19 protein-coding genes are annotated in these 17269 nt (G+C 35.7%); 7 read left to right on the top strand and 12 right to left on the bottom strand.

Annotated elements, in window-relative coordinates:
- Positions 1-45: 45 nt before the first annotated feature.
- The 3 genes from PFY09_RS01785 (at position 46) to PFY09_RS01775 (ending at position 3461) form a co-directional block, all read left to right on the top strand.
- A complete protein-coding gene (locus PFY09_RS01785) occupies positions 46-1230 on the top strand; it encodes a sigma-54-dependent transcriptional regulator (protein ID WP_076390353.1) in 1185 nt (394 codons plus the stop codon).
- Between the two features lie 93 nt (positions 1231-1323).
- Positions 1324-2682 (top strand): MATE family efflux transporter, encoded by a 1359-nt coding sequence (locus PFY09_RS01780; RefSeq protein WP_271161216.1) that lies wholly within the window; start codon positions 1324-1326, stop codon positions 2680-2682.
- A 59-nt stretch (positions 2683-2741) separates the two neighbouring features.
- Entirely contained in the window at positions 2742-3461 is a 720-nt protein-coding gene (locus PFY09_RS01775; protein WP_271161215.1) for a hypothetical protein, read from the top strand.
- Between the two features lie 46 nt (positions 3462-3507).
- Here PFY09_RS01775 and PFY09_RS01770 read toward each other — a convergent pair whose 3' ends face one another.
- The 4 genes from PFY09_RS01770 to PFY09_RS01755 all read right to left on the bottom strand — a co-directional run bounded on the left by PFY09_RS01770 (position 3508) and on the right by PFY09_RS01755 (position 7833).
- Entirely contained in the window at positions 3508-4011 is a 504-nt protein-coding gene (locus tag PFY09_RS01770; protein ID WP_271161214.1) for a GNAT family N-acetyltransferase, read from the bottom strand.
- 52 nt (positions 4012-4063) lie between these two features.
- The gene (locus tag PFY09_RS01765) at positions 4064-4642 is read right to left on the bottom strand and encodes a Crp/Fnr family transcriptional regulator (protein WP_271161213.1); all 579 of its coding nucleotides are present in this window, start codon (positions 4640-4642) and stop codon (positions 4064-4066) included.
- Positions 4643-4938: 296 nt separating this feature from the next.
- Positions 4939-5367 carry a hypothetical protein gene (locus tag PFY09_RS01760; protein WP_271161212.1) on the bottom strand — a complete coding sequence of 143 codons (429 nt, stop codon included), beginning with the start codon at positions 5365-5367 and terminating at the stop codon, positions 4939-4941.
- Positions 5368-5430: 63 nt separating this feature from the next.
- The gene (locus PFY09_RS01755; protein WP_271161211.1) at positions 5431-7833 is read right to left on the bottom strand and encodes an alpha/beta hydrolase family protein; all 2403 of its coding nucleotides are present in this window, start codon (positions 7831-7833) and stop codon (positions 5431-5433) included.
- Between the two features lie 121 nt (positions 7834-7954).
- Here PFY09_RS01755 and PFY09_RS01750 point away from each other — a divergent pair, with 121 nt between their 5' ends.
- On the top strand, positions 7955-8116 hold the full coding sequence (locus PFY09_RS01750; protein ID WP_165814839.1) for a hypothetical protein: 162 nt from the start codon (positions 7955-7957) through the stop codon (positions 8114-8116).
- Positions 8117-8175: 59 nt separating this feature from the next.
- Here PFY09_RS01750 and PFY09_RS01745 read toward each other — a convergent pair whose 3' ends face one another.
- The 4 genes from PFY09_RS01745 to PFY09_RS01730 all read right to left on the bottom strand — a co-directional run bounded on the left by PFY09_RS01745 (position 8176) and on the right by PFY09_RS01730 (position 11598).
- Positions 8176-8604: a DoxX family protein gene (locus PFY09_RS01745; protein WP_271161210.1), complete on the bottom strand. Its 429-nt coding sequence runs from the start codon at positions 8602-8604 to the stop codon at positions 8176-8178.
- 68 nt (positions 8605-8672) lie between these two features.
- Positions 8673-9548 (bottom strand): GTPase Era, encoded by an 876-nt coding sequence (gene era, locus PFY09_RS01740; RefSeq protein WP_271161209.1) that lies wholly within the window; start codon positions 9546-9548, stop codon positions 8673-8675.
- A 121-nt stretch (positions 9549-9669) separates the two neighbouring features.
- Complete coding sequence (locus tag PFY09_RS01735) at positions 9670-10593, bottom strand: carbohydrate kinase family protein (RefSeq protein WP_271161208.1); 924 nt, start codon at positions 10591-10593, stop codon at positions 9670-9672.
- A 6-nt stretch (positions 10594-10599) separates the two neighbouring features.
- Positions 10600-11598 (bottom strand): LacI family DNA-binding transcriptional regulator, encoded by a 999-nt coding sequence (locus PFY09_RS01730; RefSeq protein ID WP_271161207.1) that lies wholly within the window; start codon positions 11596-11598, stop codon positions 10600-10602.
- 344 nt (positions 11599-11942) lie between these two features.
- Between PFY09_RS01730 and PFY09_RS01725 the strand changes: the two genes are divergently transcribed.
- The 3 genes from PFY09_RS01725 to PFY09_RS01715 all read left to right on the top strand — a co-directional run bounded on the left by PFY09_RS01725 (position 11943) and on the right by PFY09_RS01715 (position 13796).
- Entirely contained in the window at positions 11943-12509 is a 567-nt protein-coding gene (locus PFY09_RS01725) for a Crp/Fnr family transcriptional regulator (RefSeq protein WP_271161206.1), read from the top strand.
- A gap of 127 nt (positions 12510-12636) precedes the next feature.
- Positions 12637-12966 (top strand): DMT family transporter, encoded by a 330-nt coding sequence (locus PFY09_RS01720; protein WP_271161205.1) that lies wholly within the window; start codon positions 12637-12639, stop codon positions 12964-12966.
- A gap of 125 nt (positions 12967-13091) precedes the next feature.
- On the top strand, positions 13092-13796 hold the full coding sequence (locus PFY09_RS01715; protein WP_271161204.1) for a T9SS type A sorting domain-containing protein: 705 nt from the start codon (positions 13092-13094) through the stop codon (positions 13794-13796).
- 51 nt (positions 13797-13847) lie between these two features.
- Here the strand turns inward: PFY09_RS01715 and PFY09_RS01710 are convergent, their stop codons facing one another.
- From PFY09_RS01710 to PFY09_RS01695, 4 genes are all read right to left on the bottom strand, one after another.
- Positions 13848-14615: a class I SAM-dependent methyltransferase gene (locus PFY09_RS01710; protein WP_271161203.1), complete on the bottom strand. Its 768-nt coding sequence runs from the start codon at positions 14613-14615 to the stop codon at positions 13848-13850.
- Positions 14615-15424, bottom strand: coding sequence for a type I methionyl aminopeptidase (gene map / locus PFY09_RS01705; RefSeq protein WP_271161202.1), 810 nt, complete (start codon positions 15422-15424; stop codon positions 14615-14617). The genes PFY09_RS01710 and map overlap by 1 nt, the downstream gene beginning before the upstream one ends.
- A gap of 92 nt (positions 15425-15516) precedes the next feature.
- The gene (locus tag PFY09_RS01700) at positions 15517-15948 is read right to left on the bottom strand and encodes a BT0820 family HAD-type phosphatase (protein WP_271161201.1); all 432 of its coding nucleotides are present in this window, start codon (positions 15946-15948) and stop codon (positions 15517-15519) included.
- Positions 15949-16040: 92 nt separating this feature from the next.
- Positions 16041-17021, bottom strand: a complete 981-nt coding sequence (locus PFY09_RS01695) for an acyl-ACP desaturase (protein WP_271161200.1) — start codon at positions 17019-17021, stop codon at positions 16041-16043.
- Positions 17022-17269 lie beyond the last annotated feature (248 nt).

The following is a 17269-nucleotide window of genomic DNA, read 5'->3' as shown; positions in this document are numbered from 1 at the left end:
TAGTTTTTGCTAATAATTCAATCAAAAAAATCTAAATTTGCAACTATGCAAAAAATCCTTATTGTAGAAGACGAAAAAGCAATCTCAGGAGTACTCCACAGTATTCTTTCTGACGAACTAACCGACTATGAATTTGTAATTGCCGAAGACGGGCTTGAAGGCTATAAACAGGTAGAAAAAGAAGATTTCGCACTGATTATTTCCGATATCAAGATGCCAAAACTTTCAGGAACTGAACTTTTAAAGCAAAGTTTAGCGCTGAAACCAGAATCTACCTTCATCATGATTTCAGGACACGCAGACATCGATTCTGCGGTTTCATGCCTTAGAGACGGTGCTTATGATTTTATTTCCAAGCCAATCGACATCAACAGACTGATTACCAGCGTTAAAAACGCTTTAGCTAAAGAAACGCTGAAAAAAGAAAATAAAAATCTTCAGACAGAAAATAAAACGCTAAAGAAAAAGGTAAGCAAAAAATACCAGATGATCGGCGAATCCGCAGGTTTGAAGAAAATTCAGGATATGATCGGTAAAGTTGCAGTTTCTGACGCAAGGGTTTTGATCACGGGACCAAACGGAGCCGGAAAAGAATTGGTTGCTCATGCCATTCATAACCAAAGTGACAGAGCAAGAGGTCCGATGATAGAGGTAAACTGTGCTGCGATTCCTTCTGAATTGATTGAATCTGAACTTTTCGGTCACGTAAAAGGGTCTTTTACAGGTGCTATTAAAGATAAGCAGGGAAAATTTGAGCAGGCAAACGGAGGAACGATTTTTCTTGACGAGATCGGAGACATGAGCTTAATTGCTCAGGCAAAAGTGTTGAGAGCATTACAGGAAAGCAAAGTTTCGCCTGTAGGAAGCGATAAGGAAATTAAGGTAGATGTAAGAGTTCTTGCAGCAACCAACAAAAATATGCAGAAGGAAATTGAAGCGGGAAGATTCAGAGAAGATCTTTACCACAGACTTTCTGTTATTGAAATCTATGTTCCGCCATTGGATGAAAGAAAAGAAGACATCAGATTACTGGTTGAGCATTTCTCCGGAATGATTGCTGATGAACATGGTACTGCTGTAAAAAAATTCGATGATAAGGCGATTGATGCTTTAAAAGCGCTTTCATGGACCGGAAATATCAGAGAATTGAGAAACGTTGTAGAAAGATTGATTATTTTAGGAGGAAATACAGTTTCTGCCGAAGACGTTGCAAGTTTTGTAAGGAAATAATGTAATTATTACTTTAAATAAATTATGAAAATTGCAGTATCATTTGTTACTGCAATTTTTTTTGAATAAAAACTATATGAATTGTAAACAATTATGAACTTTTTAAATAAAAACTATACGAAAGAATGCCTTACTCTGGCTCTTCCTGTGATGTTAACGCAGGTCGGGCAGGTTTCGGTGAATCTTTTTGATAATATTATTGTAGGAAATCTTCTGGGAGCAGATGCTCTGGCTTCAGTTTCATTGGGAAATGCTGTGTTTTTCTCGATGTTTGTATTGGCTTTGGGATTTTCTTTTGCCATTCCGCCTTTGGTTTCGGAAGCGCATTCGAAACATGACCATAAGACGATTATTTCGGTCTTCAGTCATGGCTTTATTATCAATATGACGGTGGGAATTTTGCTGATGGCAATTTTACTTCTGGGAATGCCGCTGCTTTACAAATCCGGACAGCCGGAGAAGATCATTCCGGATACGGTTGATTTTTTAACAATTATGGCAATCAGCATTGTTCCTTTTATGGCTTTTCAGACGTTAAGAGAAGTTTCGGAAGGGCTTTCTTACACGATTGGAGTTACTAAAGCGACTATTATTGCCAATGTCATTAATATTGTTTTAAATTATGTTTTCATTAAAGGACTTTGGATTTTCCCGGAAATGGGCGTAAAAGGTTCTGCCCTCGCAAGTTTAATTGCGAGAATTTTCATGGTGGTTTTCCTGTATTTTGTGCTCTCCAATGAGAAAAAGACGAAACAGTACATCAAAGATTTTTCGTTAAAAATTGAAGTTTTTTCAAAGAAAATGTTTGAAAAGATGATAAGACTCGGTTTTCCAACGGCTTTACAGATGTTTTTTGAAGTAACTGCTTTTGCGGGAGCCGCTTTTATCTGCGGACTGATTTCGGCGCACGATATTGCTTCTCACCAGATTGCATTAAGCATGGCTTCTTTTACCTTTAATTTATGTATCGGTTTCAGTGTGGCTTCAACGGTTATGATCGGAAGAAAACTGGGCGAACAGAATTTCGTTGAATTAAGAAAGGTAGGAATCAACAATTTGAAAATTGCCTTTATTTTTATGTGCATCTGCGGAATTGTCTTCATTTTGGGACGAAATATTCTTCCGACATTTTTCACCAAAAAAGAGGAAGTTGAAGTGATTGCTTTAGCTTCCAGATTAATGATAATTGCTGCGTTGTTCCAGTTATCAGATGGAATTCAGGTGACAGCTTTGGGAATGTTGAGAGGTTTACAGGATGTAAAAATTCCTTCTATTTATACGTTTATTGCGTATTGGGTTATCACAATTCCTTTAGGATATTTCCTTTGTGTAAAGATGGAAATGGGTGCTTTCGGAATGTGGATCGCTTTAGGACTGGGATTAACGGTTTCCGCGGTCATGCTTGTCAAACGATTTTTGAATATGTCTGCAAAAAGAATTAAACAGAATTAGTAATAGGAAAGCGGTCTTTTTTGGATCGCTTTTTTATATTTGTTAAATCAAAACATAATATGGAACAAAAACTTAAGGCTATTTTTGAATTCTTAAAAGAAAATAGACAATACAATAAAGATTTTCAAAAAAAATATTACTCATCACTTATTAAGCCTTTCAAAACTAAAGAGGAAAAGTTAATTTCCATTCTTTATAATATAGCATCAACTCAAAGTAGACCGAAAATTGATGAACTGTCAGATTTTTTTAAATCAATTCACTCACATTCAAATATTTTAGCATCTTTCAACAATTTTACTGAAAAAATAAATCCTAATAGTCCAAAAAATTATAAATCTTTATTTGATGGAATGAAAAAACAAAAAGGATGGGGAGATAAAACAGCCGCTTTATTTACAAAAGTAATATTCCATTTACACAATAAAGAGTATGCTAAGAAATTTTCGATTTGGGACGATACTCCGTCATTTTTAGATGATGACAAATTCTTTTTGCCTGTGGATTTTGTAATAATTTCAATCTTCAATAAAATGCAAGAAGGTAAATGGAATTTTAAAAGTATTAATACATTATTGGAAAAACACTACACAGGAAAAGAAATCGAAGTCTGGGATGATCTTTGGTTCTGGGGATTTATAACACAACATGGATCAGGAATTAACCGCGAATTTGGATGGAATGAGAATAAGTATTGGATGATGAAAGAAAGTAATAAAAGCGAAAATATTATTACTGAAATAAAGAGCAAGGCAAAAATATTTCTGGAATTAATTTAAATAACTTTAGAGATTGCTTCGTCGCTTCGCTCCTCGCAATGACAAACTACCCTACTCTTTTTCCCAAGATCACCAAAGTTCTTTCAATGCCGTCCAAAACGGCAACATTCGGAAAAACGCCCCAGTCTTCAAAACCAAAGTGTCGGAATAATTTCAGGCTGGGTTTATTATGTAAGAAGATGAATCCCAATAGTATTTTTACTTCAAATTTTGGTGCGTTATCAATGCAGTATTGCAGTACTTTTTTTCCGTAGCCTTTTCCGCGCGAGCTTTCATCCATGTAAATGCTGAGTTCCACCGTTCCGTTGTAGGCCGGTCTTCCGTAGAATGATGAAAAACTAACCCAGCCTAAAACTTCGTTCTGCTCATTTTCAATGATCCAGAGTGGTCTTTTTTCAGGATTGTGGTCATGAAACCATTTGATTCTGCTTTCTACAGAGATATTTTCCGTATCGGCAGTCACCATTCTTGAAGAAATGGTTGAGTTATAAATTTCTACAATTTTGGGCAAATCTTTCAGTTCAGCATTCCTGAATTTCAGTTCTTCCATTGATTTCAGCATATTTCTGCAAAGATAAAAGAAGTGTTTAAATCCTTTAAATTTATTCTTCAGAATTATTCTCCTGAAACTCTTCCAACGCTCGGTTCAGGCTTTCCACGGTAGTTCCGAGATAGGTTGCCATATCTTCTTTTGAAATTTCCATTTCTCTGGATTTCACTTCCAAAAGTTGTGAAAGTGTATGTTCTGTCTTGTGAAGCTGCTGATAAGAAGCGCGGCTTGAAGTATTGAAAATACGCTCTGCAAAAACATCCAACAATAAATTATTGAGGGTAAGATCTTTTTTGATCAATGCCTGAAAATAGGGAATCGACATCGAATAAACGGTAACTTCCGTAATCGCTTCAATACTGCAGATGCAGGGAACATTTTTAATGACTTCGATTTCACCGATGATCTCTCCTTTTCCCATAAATTCAACAATATATTCTTTTCCGTTTTCTTCCACGAAATAGCATTTGGTAATGCCGCTTTTAACGAGCATGATCTTTGTGGAGATCTGATTTTGAATTAATATTTTATCGCCTTTTTCAAAAGATTCTAAAACAATATTCCCTTTATGTTCTTCACTGCTGTACAGTCCTTCAAGGTAGTCTAAAAATGTCTGATTGGTTCTTAACATATCTTTTCGGAATCAATGTCCCTGTTTTTTTATTTTTTACTGAATTTTGCGGGCTGAAAATTACAAAAACTAAAGTAAACAGAATATGAATAATGTAAGTAATCAAATTGTTTTTGATGTTCCGGTAAAGTCTACTTAGATCTAATTGTCTGTAATTTTTAGCATTATTTTTCTTAACATATTCTTCTCCGATTGATTTTAACTGAATATCTGTTTAATAGACTTTGAAATTAAATCTGCATTATCAGCGAGAAATAAATCTAATACAAAATGGGAACAGTTTTTTAAAACAAATTTTACATGATCTTCTGAAAGTTTATCAGTTCTAAATTATCTTTCCAACCGCCAGATTCCATCATGGAAATGACAATCATCTTTTTAAACTCTTCAAATTGTGTCGTTTCACCTTTTACAACAGCATTTTTCCACGGACTTTTGTGTTCCGGAATGAAATACTGCACCGCAAATACTTCATAAGATTCTGATTGAAAACCTATAATTTCAACATAGTGTTTATCCTCTTCATCATTATTAAATAAAAGCAAATGTGCATGTGACGTCAAACCATAAATGAAGGTATCTTTAAAAGTATCATTTATAAAATCTAAAATTTTAAGCATCGGAATTCCTGCATTTCCAAATGTATCACCTGGTTTGGGAAGAAATTCTCTATAAAAATCCTGCAGTGACTGTTGATTTTGTTCTGATCGTCTTATGATTGGCATTTGAATTTTTTAACAAAGAAAATAAAAACCCGTCCAAAATTGAACGAGTTTTTATGTAAATTATTATTTTTTCAAACATTTCTCCAAGAACTGATCCTGTTCCCAAAGCAAATGAAGAATATTCTCTTTCGCGGCATATCCGTGAGCTTCTTTAGGCAGAAGAACCATTTTTACAGGGGCTCCGAGATTTTTAAGCGCCTGAAAATATCTTTCCGTCTGCAAAGTGAACGTTCCCGGATTGTTGTCTGCATCTCCATGAACCAGTAAAAGCGGCGTTTTCATCTTATCCGCATTCATGAAAGGGGACATGGTGTTATAGATTTCCGGAACATCCCAGTAATTTCTCTGTTCGCTCTGAAAACCAAAAGGCGTCAAAGTTCTGTTATAAGCTCCACTTCTCGCGATTCCGCATGCGAAAAGCTTGGAATGGGTTAAAAGATTTGCCGTCATAAAAGCCCCATAAGAATGTCCTCCTACAGCCACTTTTTTCTTATCAATATACCCTAACTGATCTACCGCATTAATTGCTGCTTCTGCATTGGCTACCAATTGAGGAATAAATGTATCATTCGGTTCTGTTTTTCCTTCTCCGATGATCGGGAATGCGGCATCATCCAAAACGGCATATCCTTTCGTTGTCCAATACACGAAAGAACCGTAGTAAGGGAAAGTGAAATCGTTTGGATTCTGCGTATTCTGTCCTGCCGTGTTTTTATCTTTATATTCGGTAGGATAAGCCCAGATCAGCAATGGTAATTTTTCTGTTTTTGCCTTTCTGTCGTAGTTAGCAGGAAGATAAAGTGTTCCGGTAAGCGTAACGCCGTCATTTCTTTTATAGGTAATCACTTCTTTGTAGACATCTTTAATGCTTTCAAAAGGATTCGCGAAATTGGTTACCGCTTCTGTCTTACTGGATTTAATGCTCTTTTTAAAATAATTCGGATATTGACTTGAAGACTGCTGAATTGTAAGAACTTCTCCTTTGGCAGGATTTAAAATATCAATAATTTCTTCCTTGGCATTTTTAAGATTGGAAGTATACAGTCTTTTCTTTTTCATGGTTTTCACATCCATCTCATCAATGAAAGGATGCTGTCCGTCTTTTGTGAATCCGGCTCCGATGAGGTAAGACTTTCCTCCTTTCATGTCGACAACGTATCTTCCGTACTGGTTTTTTGTGGTGTTGAAATTTCCGGGATCGCTGTACACATCCTGATAATTTCTGTCGTCAATGACTTTGGACTCTCCGTTGTTCAGATCAACTAAGAAAGATTTTGTATTTCTTGTATCGTACCAACCTTCGGAAACAATGGCGTAATGATCATTCGTCCAGCTTACATCTTCGTATCTCTGTTTTGTTTTAAAGAAAGATTTCGGTGCGTTGGTGAAAGGTGCTTCCCAGGTAAAAATCTCATCTCTGAATTCGGCATTTTTATACTGATCTCCTCCGTCCAGAGCTTCTGCATATACCAAAATTGCAGGCATATCGCTTCTCCATCCCATATCTCTTTTTCCTGTTCTTACGGAAGAGAATCCTTTAGGCATAATTTCGTTCAGAGGTGTCTCGTTTACAACTTTTACTACATTTCCGTTCATGTCATACACCGTGGTTGTCATCGGAAATCTGCTTAGTGGAACAATGTAAGAAAACGGTTTTTTAATGGTTGTCGCCATCAGATAATTTCCGTCCGGCGAAAAGCTCAATCCGGAATACATATCCTGATCTTTTACTTTCTTTAAAGTTCCGTTCAGATCAACATTATAAATTTCTGAAGCGGTTAAAACCTCAAAATTCTTTTCATCCTGCGGATTTTTCAGAAGATCCTGATACGTTCTGTTCTGCGAAACTTTTCCATCTGCCGTAGAAACAATGGGACCTGTCGGAAGATCTTTGCTCGAATCGATTAAAGCAGGTCTGTTTTGCGGAAGGGTTTTGATTAATAAATTCTGAGAATCTTTGTACCAGATGTAAGGACTTCCCAAATTTGCATTTAAATTATCTGAAGTTATTTTCTTTGCGGTAGCGGTTTCAAGGTCCACAATCCAAAGCTCCACACCTTTATTGGTGGTATTGGTAAACGCCAGTTTTTTTTCGTCCGGAGAGAATGAAGTATTGGTGATTTTTGGATTGGAAGGTAAATTTTTAACCTGAACTTCCGTTTTATCGTTCATTTTTCTCACTTTCAGGTTATTGGCATACGTTGCTGAACTTGAAATATTGGTTACCGGATTTATTCTCAATCCTCCGAGCTTCATTTCCTGCTGACTTAAATCTTCCAGAGTTTTATAAGTCGGACGGTAGGTAAAAACAATCCAGTCTTTTTTACTGTTCATTAAAACACTTGGCGGTCTTTCATAATCAGCCAGTTTCAGAATTTCCGGAGACGGCTTTTGGTAGGTAATATTTTCCTGCGCTTCATAGAAATTGAGGAACGCAAGAAGGCATATGGTCAGTCTTATCTTCATAATAATTTCAATTTCCACGAAATTAATGAAAATTAGAGAATATACAATTCTATATTAAAACACTTTTATGGGATTTAATAAAATAATATTATCTTTAGTATTCATCAAATTCAGAATCATTATGAAAAATCTAAGAAAATTAGAGCGAAGAGAACTTCGCGCCATGAATGGCGGAAATGCGCCGCAATGTCCTTCAGGATACAAACCCTGCATGAAAATCGATGAAACGAGTGAACTTCCGAAATGGAGCTGCATTCCGTCCAACCTTCCCTGTAACCCTTAGAAAAACAAAAAAGAGCGGTTGAAAACAACTGCTCTTTTTAATTTATATTGTAAAAATCGTTACCAATCATTGGCTCTTTTTCTTTTCTCAATCATATAATCGACAGAAAATTTTCCTACCCCGAAAACCATCAGTAAAAGATAGACGGAAAGATAAATAAGGCTCATTTCCCGCTTTTCAAAAGGATCTGCTCCATGAACTACGAAACCCGCAATAATCATGGTAAACATCAGAAATCCTAATGAAATTCTTGAGAACAGTCCTAAAATAAGGAGAATTGAACAGGCAAATTCTGCGAAAACCGTTAAACCTAAAGTGATCTGCGATCCTAATCCTAAAAAATCGAAAAAGTCTGACTTTCCTTCTAAAAGCATCTGAAGCTTTGGAAAACCGTGAGAGAGCATGGCAAAACCAATGAAAACCCGCACGATAAGCAATGCAACATCTTTTAAAACAGAATCTGAATTTGTTGTGTTCGAATAGTTCATTAAAAGCAATTTACATTTAAAGATAGTGAAAATTCTTCTAATAGAACGGTTTTTAGATGGTTTTTAGTCTATCTGTACCCAAAATTTTTCAAATCTCTGTCGTTTTTTCTCCAGTCTTTTTTTACTTTAACAAAAAGGTTCAGGTGAATTTTTTTATTGAAGAATTTTTCAAGATCCAGTCTGGATTCTGTCCCTACTTTTTTGATCGCTTCTCCTTTATGTCCGATGATAATTCCTTTCTGGGTATCTCTTTCCACGTAAATAATAGAATCGATGAAGATAATTCCTTCCTTTTCCTTGAACTGCTCCGTAACCACTTCCACAGAATACGGAATTTCTTTTTCGTAATTTAAAAGGATTTTCTCACGGATTGCTTCATTTACAAAGAATCTTTCAGACTTATCCGTATACTGGTCTTTATCGTAATAAGGCGGATTTTCCGGCAGTAAAGATTTAAGTTTCGGTAAAATAATGTCTGTATTAAAAGCATTTAATGCAGAAATAGGCAGAATTTCCGCTTTCGGAATTCTCTCATGCCATATTTCAACCAGTTTTTCAAGACCTTCCTGATTGGTCTGGTCAACTTTATTCAGCAAAAGCAAAACAGGCACAGGAATTTTGTTCAGCTTATCAATCAGAAATTCCGAAGGTTCAGCTTTGTCGGTAACATCTACAATGAAAAGGAAAACATCGGCATCCTGCAAAGAATCCTTTACAAAATCCATCATTTTTTCCTGTAAACCGTATTTTGGATCCAGAACTCCGGGAGTGTCTGAAAATACGATCTGTAAGTCTTCTTCATTATAAATTCCGAAAATTCTGTGGCGTGTTGTCTGAGCCTTTTGGGTTACAATCGCCAGTTTCTCCCCCATCAGTTGGTTCAACAAGGTAGATTTTCCGGCATTGGGCTTTCCAACTATATTTACAAATCCTGCTTTGTGCATAAAAATTATATTAGGATTTGCAAAGTTACTAAACTTAATCGGTCTTTGGAATTAATTGGAAACTTTTACCGACAAAAAAAGACTTTTCCGGTTAGAAAAAGCCTTTGATTTTCTTGTAAAATTAAAATTTTGAGTCTTTAAAATTTTTAAATTCGGAATACCTGTAATCCGGACACGCCCCTGATTTTGAAGTGATGAATGCTCCTAAAGCAATTCCTTCCTTAATAATTTCTTCAGGCTCCTGATTCTGAATCCTTTTGGAAATAAAACCGGCAAGAAAAGCGTCACCGCTTCCTACTGTATCTGCAATGGTGATGGGAACGGCAGGAAAACTGTAATTTTGACTTCCCACAAAATAACCTGCGCCTTTGCTTCCTTTGGTTAAAATAATTTCATTAACCTTAAATTTCTTCTGAATGAATGAAACACTTTCTTCTTCACTTTTATACTCTTCCCCAATAAATTCAAGAATCTGCTTCATTTCCGCTTTGTTCATCTTTACAATATCGGCTTTATTCAACAATATTTTAATGAATTCAAAATCGATAAAAGGCGGTCTGAAATTTACATCAAAAATTTTCAGTTTTGCCAATTCAAGCAGTTGAAGCAAGGTTTCTCTGGTCTTTTCATTTCTGGCAGAAAGACTTCCGAAAACAAAAGCTTTCGCATTGGCAACCAAATCTTGGTGTTCAGGAAGAAAATCTATAAAATCCCATGCTACATTTTCAACGATTTCGTAGCTCGCTTCATTGTGTTCATCTATTTTAGCGATCACCGTACTCGTAGGATGAACTTCATCTACCTGAATAAAATCTGTGGTAATTCCCCAACTTTTAATTTTATCGGTTAATTTTTCTCCCAGTTCATCCTTTCCTGTTTTGCTCAGCATTTTTACGTCAATGCCCATTTTATGAACATTATAGGCAACATTAAAAGGTGCACCTCCTGCTCTTGAACCTTCCGGGAAAATATCCCACAAAACTTCACCGAAACATACAATATAAGGCTTTTTTTCTGTCGTCATTACATCTTCTGTCATTATCATTTTTTATTATTTTACGGAGCTTCTTTCCATAAATTTAGCATGGAAGGTTACCCTTTTTCCGTTTGTTGTATAATTGTTTATTTGATTGTCAAGAAGTTTTACCGATTCTCTTGCCATATCATACAATGGCTGCTGTACAAATGAAACTTCCGTCGGGAAAAGATAATAGGCTTCAGTCTCATCGAACGCAACCAGTGAAACCTGTTCCGGAACACTGATGTTATGATCGATCAGATATCTGAGACCTGCAATTCCCAGTTTATTACTTGAAAAATAAATGGCCGTTTTTTTGGAAAGATCCAGATTTTCCTGCATTTTCTGATGCACTTCTTCCGTAATATTATGAATTCCGATTAAAATTCTTTTCGTCGAAATATCCGACTCACCAATTCTCTTATCAAATCCATCCTGTCTGTCCAGCAAATGCGGTAGCTCTGTATCGTAACCTACATAAATAATTTCATCAAAGTCTTTTTTTACCAGATGATCGCAAATATGTTCTGAAATTTCTGAATTGTTGATCATTACGCCCGGAAGACTTACATTTTTAAGATAGCGGTCGATGGTTACAATCGGATATTCTTCCTGAATGAGCTTATTGATGGCTTCATCCGAATCCACAACCGGAGCGATAATCATTCCGTCGACCTGCTGTTCTGAGAAAAGCTCCGTTAATTTTTTAAATTTTTCAGGATTTTCATCGCAGCTTCCGATCAGAAGTGTATATCCCAGCTTCATGGCTTCATCTTCAATATTTCTTGCAATGTTGGAGTAAAAGTCGTTTGAAATATCTGCAACAATCAGCCCGATAAGCTTCGTTTTGTTCATTTTCAGACTTTTTGCAATTTTATTGGGCGTATAATTGATGCTTTTTGCCACTTCCAGAATCCTTGTTTTTGTGGCTTCGCTAATTCTGCTTCCTTCTTTTTTGTTGAGAACATAGGAAACAGTAGCCACAGAAACTTCTGCAATTCTTGCTATGTCTTTAATAGAAGCTCTTTTCATAATTTTCTGACTTTGGTGCAAAAATATTTCATAAAAAATATAAAAAACAATAGACGATTTTTTTGGTCGTTTTGAAAATAATTGTAGATTGGCAATTTTTCAAAATCAAAATGAAATAAAATACAAACGACTGAAAATCAATTAATTAAAAATAATTCTAAATTTAAATTGTTTGTATATTAATTCAACAGCAGTCTTTATATACTTCCCGACTGTTGTTTTGGTTAAACGTTTTACCTTCTAAATTTATTTAATTTTTAATTTAATTCAAAACAGAGGAGAATAATTTTCTTGTTTTCTGTTGTTAAAACCAATATTTTAGACAAATTATCCAAGACTTAATTATGGAAATTGACCAAATTCTCGACTGCATATACATACTTCCTGAAATCTCAAAAATAAAACTGAAACAATACATTACAGAAGTTTCTTATCCCAAGAATTTCTGTCTGATGGAAGCTGAAAAAATAATTCCTCATATCTATTTTTTGAAAAAAGGAATTGTACGCGCATACGCATCCACAGAAGAAAGAGATATTACGTTCTGGTTCGGAAGTGAAGGCGAACCGGTGGTTTCCATGAAAAGTTATGTGGAAAACAATCCCGGATACGAAAATATTGAACTGCTGGAAAACTGCGAATTCTACAAACTGGAAACAGAGCATCTTAAAAAATTATTCAACGAGGATATTCATATAGCCAATTGGGGAAGAAAGTTTGCGGAAAGAGAACTTGTAAAAACCGAAGAACTGATCATTTCTAGGCAATATAAAACGGCTCTTGAAAGATATAAAGATCTTGTAAAAAATAAACCTGACCTGCTCAGAAGGGTTCAGCTTGGGCACATTGCTTCTTATTTAGGGATTTCGCAGGTAAGCCTGAGCAGAATAAGAGCGGAGATTAAGTTGTAGCGTTTGAGAGTTGGAGGGTTGGAGGGTTTGGATAGATGAAATTTAATCTTTACAGTAGATTTTTTAACAATTGTAAAATTTTATTCTTTCCAAATTACAGAACTTTGCAGTTGAAAATTACAGAAAAATGAATTGGATTATCTTAATTATTGCAGGATTATTTGAAGTTGCCTTTGCTTCATGTTTGGGGAAAGTAAAAGAAACAAGCGGTACAGCAATGTATTTTTGGTTTGCTTACTTTCTGATCTCTTTAACGGTAAGTATGCTTCTACTGATCAAAGCTACCCAGACTCTGCCCATCGGAACCGCCTATGCAGTCTGGACGGGAATCGGAGCGGTAGGAACTGTTTTAATGGGAATTTTCTTCTTTAAAGATCCGGTAAGCTTCTGGAGAATTTTCTTTATTGTGACTTTAATTGGATCTGTGGTTGGACTGAAAGCTGTTTCTGCACATTAAAAAATTAAAGATAAATTTATAATCTTGTTAAATGCTTTATAGCAAAGCCGTTTTCAGAATTTGAAAGCGGTTTTTTTTATTACAGAAAGTTTATAATTTTAATTATCTTTGAGAAAATTTCAACCATGAAAAAAACTTTACTATTGTTATTTACAAGCAGTCTTATCTTTGCACAGAATAGTTCCCAACTATTCAATACAAACTGGTATATTTCACAAATGACCATTAGCGGACAGACCATTGTTACGCCGACTATGGATCAGTCTCTTCAGCCTTCCACATTTTCAAATTCATCCGGAAGTAACGTTTTTACTTCAAAGTATTTTAATGTTTCCGGAATACCGCTTACCTTTTCTACGATAGATGATTCCTTTATTAAAAACAGTTCTGCAGGATGTACGTTGGCAGATTACTGGGGAAACAATATGACGGCTGTACAAGGATATGATCAAAAAAACTGCGACTTTTACGTTAATCCGGCAATTGGTCAGGTTTATAATTATCAGGTTGTTCCCAATGGTTCAGGAAAGACTTTAATTATAACAAATCCTTCTAATGGTAATAAAATCTATTACAACAGTTCCATTTTATCAACAAAAGAGAATAATCTCAAAGCAACCTTTTCTTTTCAAAATCCTGTAAAGGACAATTTAATTGTGATAAATCTGGAAAATGATCTTCCTGTAAAGGTTTTCAATATGCTTGGACAAATGATGTATGAAGGTAAAACATCTGACAAAAAAGTGAAGATTGATACCCGGAATTTTGTAAAAGGACAATATATTTTAATAATTGAAGGACAAAAACCTTTGAAATTTATTAAAGAATAATTCCTTGTGATTAATATAGCAAAAAACGTCTTCGCAATGAAGACGTTTTTCTTATTTTTTATACACTAAAGGCAGAATTTCATTTTCTCTAAGCCCGTATTTTTTTATTTCCTCTTGGGTGAACTGCTTGGAATAGAAATTAATATCCGTTTCAAATCCAGCTTTTTTCAGTCGGTCGAAATAATCCATTCCGTACCAACGAACGTGATCGTACTGCCCGAAATGTTTCTTACGTTCTTTCGGATCTTTTATCGTAAAATCTTCGTACGTTTTTTCCAGAGAATTTCTCATCGGAACCTGCAGAATTCCCCAACCTCCCGGTCTTAAAACACGGTACAGTTCGCTCATGGCTTTGGCATCATCTTCAATATGTTCCAGAACGTGGTTGCAAAAAATAATATCGAAGCTTTCATTTTCAAAAGGAAGATCGAGAATGTCTGCTTTTACGTCTACAATCGGCGAAAAAAGATCGGCTGAAATGTAGTTTAAGTTTTTCATTCTTTTAAACTTTCTAAGGAATTCCTGTTCCGGAGCAATATGCAGAACTTTGTAATTTTTAATGAAAAAATCGGTCTCATTTTGCAGGTAAAGCCACATCTGGCGGTGTCTTTCCAGACTCAACGTTCCGGGAGACAAGGCGTTTTCACGCTGACTTCCGTATCCGTAAGGAAGAAATTTACGGTAAGATTTTCCGTCAATAGGATCAAAAAACGTATCGCCTTTAAAGAACTGATAGATAAGTGGCCGTGCCCAAATGCTCATTTTGATAAGCATCGGACGCGGAATCTTATTCAGTAAAAGTTTAGTGACTTTTTTCATTAAAAATCCAATTGGAAGGCTTTTTCTTCATCGCTTACGATTCCCAAAGCATCATAAATATACTGGAACGTTGAAAGCAACACCGGTTTTCCGTTAATTACCGCAACATCGTGCTCGAAGTGCGCAGAAGGCTGATTGTCTAAAGTTGTCACCGTCCATCCATCATTATGGAATTTCACTTTTTCAGTTCCCAGATTAATCATCGGTTCGATTGCAATCGTTAATCCGTCTTTAATCACTTTTCCGCTTCCCTGTCTTCCATAATTCGGAACCTGCGGATCTTCATGCATCTGTCTTCCGACACCATGACCCACCAATTCTCTTACTACTCCGTATCCTTCTTTTTCACAGTGCGCCTGAATAGCGTGGGAAATATCCCCGATTCTTTTTCCTCTCACACACTGCTCAATTCCTTTATAAAGAGATTCTTTGGCTATTTTTAATAATTTTTTGGTTTCCGGCTTTACTTCTCCGATTTCGAAAGTATAGGCATGATCGCCTACGAAACCGTTCAGAATAGCACCACAGTCTACAGAAAGCACATCTCCTTCTTTAATTTCTTCTTTGCTCGGAAAACCGTGAACCACCTGCTCATTCGGAGAAATACACAAAGAGTACGGAAATCCTCCATATCCTAAAAATGCAGGTTCTGCACCATGATCCTTGATGAAATCGTGCGCTAATTTGTCCAGATATAAAGTGGTAATCCCGGGTTTGATTTCTTTCGCCAACATTCCTAATGTTCTGGAAACCAAACGGGCACTTTCTTTCATAAGACGTAGTTCGTCTATTGTTTTTAATTGAATCATTGTTTTAATTTACCAATGTATTAGTATATTAATGTAACAATATCAATAATTGGTAAATTGATACATTATTAAATCGTTACATTTTAATTATCCTACCAGAATAATCCTTTTTTCTTTTCTTTTTTTAGTTTTGAATAGGCTAAAACCTCTTTTCCTTCCACACGGAATTCTATTCTTTCCTGAATAATATTGTAAATTTCGCCCCATCCCGGAAAACCTCCCAGATTTCGGTCATCTATAAACCAATCTGCATCCAGCTTTCTGGATTGTGTTTCCGGATCGAAAACTTCTCCTTCAAAACTTGAATTGACTGCATAAAATTCAATCCCGTTTTTTCTGCAGAATTCTACTGCTTCATCTAATGTTTTTCCGTGTCTGTATGTCCACAGAATCAATCTGAACCCCTCTGCCTGAAGTCTTCTAAGTGTCTCGAAAGCAAAAACCTTTGTCTTGCCGATTCCAGGGTACGCATCATCTACGATGGTTCCGTCGAAATCAACAGCAATTTTCTTATTATTCATCATTATATTTAAGATTTAGAAATGCAAAGATACAAAATAAAAAGAGTGCCAAAAACACTTAGCACTCCTACTTTATAATTTATCCAATTATAGAACTAACTTTTCACCCAACTGAACTGAAACTGAAGATCCGGCGTTGAAATTCTGTCCGTGATTTTCTGAAGTCTTGCAGGAAGTTTCATTAAATATTCCTGTGCTTTTTCAGCTTTTTCATTAAGACCTTTTACGTGTTCGATTTTCCATTCGTCCAGAAGGTTTTTAAGGATATTAATGTAATCCTGTCCTGTATACACCATGCATCTTTGCGCAGCGTCTGAGAAATGTCCCCAAAGCTCTCCTGCTTTTTGTCCGGACTGTCTCATCATGTGAGCCGGCATTACGATTTTTTTACGCATCATGTCTTCGAAAGCAAGAATCATTTCTGAAGGATCGATCTCAAGGATTTTTTCTACAAAATGTTTGTAAGCTTTCGCGTGTCTTGCTTCATCCGCCGCAATTACTCCGCACATTTTAGCTAATTTTCCGTTTCCGGACTGTTTTGCGAGAGTTCCTACTCTTCGGTGAGAAATGTTGGTCGCAGTTTCCTGAAAACTTGTATAGATGAAGTTTCTGTAAGGATCCATGCTTGTTCCCAGATCGAAACCGTCATTAATAAGATATTGAGTGGTAACCTCAACTTCTCTCATGTTCACTCTTCCGCACAGGTAAAGATATTTGCTTAAAAGATCTCCGTGTCTGTTTTCTTCAGCAGTCCATGCTCTTACCCAGTTTGCCCAGCCGATTTCTTTCTGCTCCTGATCTACTCCGTCTACTCCCATTAACCAGGATTCGTAAGAAGGCAAAGCTTCTTCTGTGATACAGTCGCCAATAAGCGTTACGAAAAGATCATAAGGCATTTCGCGTGCGAAAGTCTGTATTTCTTCTAAATCATGTTTAAAATCTTCACTCGACGGATCCGGAAGATAATCGGAAGGCTGCCAGATTTTCTCGATTGGTGTTAAAAATTTATTCAGAAAAGAACCTACCTCCTTTTCCAAAATTCCCATTACTTCTTTCCTTACAAGCTTTTGATACATTTTTAGAATTTAGATTAAACTGCAAATTTATAGTTTTATTTATTATTTAGGACATAATATTTTGTTAATTATTTCTGATATTAGTCATAAAAAAATACCGCTATGTAAATAATAACGGCATTTTTTCTTTATTATTTCTGAATTTTAAATAATATTTTAGATTAAAGTTCGTTAGGATTTTTTCTACTGTCCTTTTTTAAGTTTGAAAAGTCTGTCGCATTTAACCATGATTTCATTCTTTAAAACTT

The organism is Chryseobacterium gambrini (assembly GCF_027920505.1).
Classification (GTDB): domain Bacteria; phylum Bacteroidota; class Bacteroidia; order Flavobacteriales; family Weeksellaceae; genus Chryseobacterium; species Chryseobacterium gambrini.
This window is presented reverse-complemented; position numbering and strand designations above follow the sequence as displayed.

Coding starts and splice junctions, on each gene's coding strand:
- PFY09_RS01785 (WP_076390353.1), top strand. CDS start 46: ATGCAAAAAATCCTTATTGTAGAAGACGAAAAAGCAATCTCAGGAGTA.
- PFY09_RS01780 (WP_271161216.1), top strand. CDS start 1,324: ATGAACTTTTTAAATAAAAACTATACGAAAGAATGCCTTACTCTGGCT.
- PFY09_RS01775 (WP_271161215.1), top strand. CDS start 2,742: ATGGAACAAAAACTTAAGGCTATTTTTGAATTCTTAAAAGAAAATAGA.
- PFY09_RS01770 (WP_271161214.1), bottom strand. CDS start 4,011: ATGGAAGAACTGAAATTCAGGAATGCTGAACTGAAAGATTTGCCCAAA.
- PFY09_RS01765 (WP_271161213.1), bottom strand. CDS start 4,642: ATGTTAAGAACCAATCAGACATTTTTAGACTACCTTGAAGGACTGTAC.
- PFY09_RS01760 (WP_271161212.1), bottom strand. CDS start 5,367: ATGCCAATCATAAGACGATCAGAACAAAATCAACAGTCACTGCAGGAT.
- PFY09_RS01755 (WP_271161211.1), bottom strand. CDS start 7,833: ATGAAGATAAGACTGACCATATGCCTTCTTGCGTTCCTCAATTTCTAT.
- PFY09_RS01750 (WP_165814839.1), top strand. CDS start 7,955: ATGAAAAATCTAAGAAAATTAGAGCGAAGAGAACTTCGCGCCATGAAT.
- PFY09_RS01745 (WP_271161210.1), bottom strand. CDS start 8,604: ATGAACTATTCGAACACAACAAATTCAGATTCTGTTTTAAAAGATGTT.
- era (WP_271161209.1), bottom strand. CDS start 9,548: ATGCACAAAGCAGGATTTGTAAATATAGTTGGAAAGCCCAATGCCGGA.
- PFY09_RS01735 (WP_271161208.1), bottom strand. CDS start 10,593: ATGATAATGACAGAAGATGTAATGACGACAGAAAAAAAGCCTTATATT.
- PFY09_RS01730 (WP_271161207.1), bottom strand. CDS start 11,598: ATGAAAAGAGCTTCTATTAAAGACATAGCAAGAATTGCAGAAGTTTCT.
- PFY09_RS01725 (WP_271161206.1), top strand. CDS start 11,943: ATGGAAATTGACCAAATTCTCGACTGCATATACATACTTCCTGAAATC.
- PFY09_RS01720 (WP_271161205.1), top strand. CDS start 12,637: ATGAATTGGATTATCTTAATTATTGCAGGATTATTTGAAGTTGCCTTT.
- PFY09_RS01715 (WP_271161204.1), top strand. CDS start 13,092: ATGAAAAAAACTTTACTATTGTTATTTACAAGCAGTCTTATCTTTGCA.
- PFY09_RS01710 (WP_271161203.1), bottom strand. CDS start 14,615: ATGAAAAAAGTCACTAAACTTTTACTGAATAAGATTCCGCGTCCGATG.
- map (WP_271161202.1), bottom strand. CDS start 15,424: ATGATTCAATTAAAAACAATAGACGAACTACGTCTTATGAAAGAAAGT.
- PFY09_RS01700 (WP_271161201.1), bottom strand. CDS start 15,948: ATGATGAATAATAAGAAAATTGCTGTTGATTTCGACGGAACCATCGTA.
- PFY09_RS01695 (WP_271161200.1), bottom strand. CDS start 17,021: ATGTATCAAAAGCTTGTAAGGAAAGAAGTAATGGGAATTTTGGAAAAG.